This is a genomic window from Algoriphagus aquaeductus (assembly GCF_003253485.1).
Taxonomy (GTDB): domain Bacteria; phylum Bacteroidota; class Bacteroidia; order Cytophagales; family Cyclobacteriaceae; genus Algoriphagus; species Algoriphagus aquaeductus.
This window is the reverse complement of the sequence record NZ_QKTX01000040.1, coordinates 1-1,817: the sequence shown is the minus strand read 5'-3', so window position 1 is coordinate 1,817 and position 1,817 is coordinate 1. Positions and strand designations below refer to the sequence as shown.

Annotated in this window: 1 protein-coding gene; it reads right to left on the bottom strand. The window is 48.5% G+C overall.

Annotated elements, in window-relative coordinates; all coding sequences use genetic code 11:
- Window positions 1–191 precede the first annotated feature (191 nt).
- A complete protein-coding gene (locus CLV31_RS21655) occupies window positions 192–1,730 on the bottom strand; it encodes an IS1182 family transposase (protein ID WP_111395177.1) in 1,539 nt (512 codons plus the stop codon).
- Window positions 1,731–1,817 lie beyond the last annotated feature (87 nt).

Below are 1,817 nucleotides of genomic sequence, written 5' to 3'. Positions count from 1 at the left end.
GAGGCTGTCTCATAAATAGGTTTTCTATTTATGGACAGCCGTTTTTGCGCAATAGAGCCCGATTTTAGATTTTCGGTCTCTATTTTTTTGACCAGAGGTCACTTTTTTGGATACGGAGTTGATTTTTTCTTTAGGCGTTCATGGGTATGCTTTTAAGCGTTTTTGAGGCTAAAAACTACCCCAAAGCAGGCTTACCCCGCCATTTTGGCCAGGTTGTGGGCAATGGCCAGCAGACCTGTTTCAATGGCTACTTTTTCGCTACCCCGGAGCATAAAGCGGCTTCTGCCCTTGTTGTATTTGAGGTGTCCGAAAACCGGTTCGACGTCTGTGGCCCGTTGCTTTCTTTTCTGAATACCCAGCTCTGAGGTTAGCCGTTCCTTTGCTTTGGCTTTCTGTTGCTTGAGTCTGGTGTTGACCTTGATGACTTTGTTTCCCTCCCCGGGATGGCAGGCAGCCGCAAGTGGGCACCTGGAACAGTTCTTGGCTCGGTAGTGGCTATAATGCTGAATAAATCCGGTTGATGTTTTACTGGTGCTTTTACCGCTTTTTTCCATCGGTTGTCCCATAGGACAGATGTAGCGGTCGTTTTTCGAGTCGTAATGCAGATTGTCGAGTAGTCCGTAGACTTTCTTCCCTTTGGATTCCTGTTGGAGTTCTTTGTGGAAGTAGTTGTACTTGACGAAGGCTTCGATCTGGTTTTCTTCCAGGAAGCAGTAGTTTTCCTCACTGCCGTATCCTGCATCGGCTGTGCAATTTGAGGGATAGAAACCGTAGAGCTGACAGTATTTTTCCAGATGAGGCTTGAGAGTCAACGTATCGGTAGGATTGGGATGCAGAGAGTAGTTGACCACAAACTGTCCGTGGGTACTGAGCTGAAGGTTGTAGGCGGGCTTGAGCTGTCCGTTTTTCATGTGGTCTTCCTTCATCCGCATGAAGGTGGCATCGGGATCGGTTTTGGAGTAGCTGTTCCGTCCTGCCAGTATCTGCTCTTTTTGGGCATATTCTTCCAGCTTGGCCGGCCAGTTCTTTTTAGCATAGTTTAGCTTTTGCTTCACTTTTTTGTCCACAGACTTGCCCTGCAGGGCCTGGTTGATCTTGTCCACGGTCTGGGACACTTTCTCAGGACTGGGATTGATAAAGTCCGGCTCTTGGCTGTCCAACTCTTGGGCGGCTACCGAACCTGCATATTCCCAGAGTTCCTTGAGCTGTTTGCTGATCCGTTCGGTGTTCTTTTTGATCGCCTTGCCCCAGACAAACGTGTAACGGTTGGCGTTGGCCTCGATCTTGGTGCCGTCGGTATAGACCTCTTTGATGTCCAGAAGCTCCGCTTCGTAAAGCAGCAGCACCACTTTGGAAAATATATCGTCGATGACCTGTTTGAGTCGCTCGGAGCGGAAGCGGTTGATCGTGTGGTGATCCGGACGCTGCATCCCAGAAAGCCACATGTACACGATGTTTTCCCGGGTAGCCTTTTCCAGTTTACGCGAGGAAAAGCAGTTTTCCAGATAACCGTAAACCAAAATCTTCAGCAGCATCCGGGGATGGTAGCTGCTGGCACCGTTTTGCGAGTAGTAGACAAAGACTGGGGAGAGATCAATCTGATCCATGACCGAATTGACGGTACGGGCAGGATGATGGGCTGGAATCAGTTCCTCCAAACTCGGCGGAAGAAGCATCAGCTGGTTGGGCGTGTAGTCTTTAAAGACTATATTCGAGTCTTGTTTTTGCACACCTCAAAATATCCATTTTGAGTTAAACAAGAAAGGCTAGCCGAGAAATCAGCTAGCCTTTAAACTATCTACTTTTGAGACAGCCTC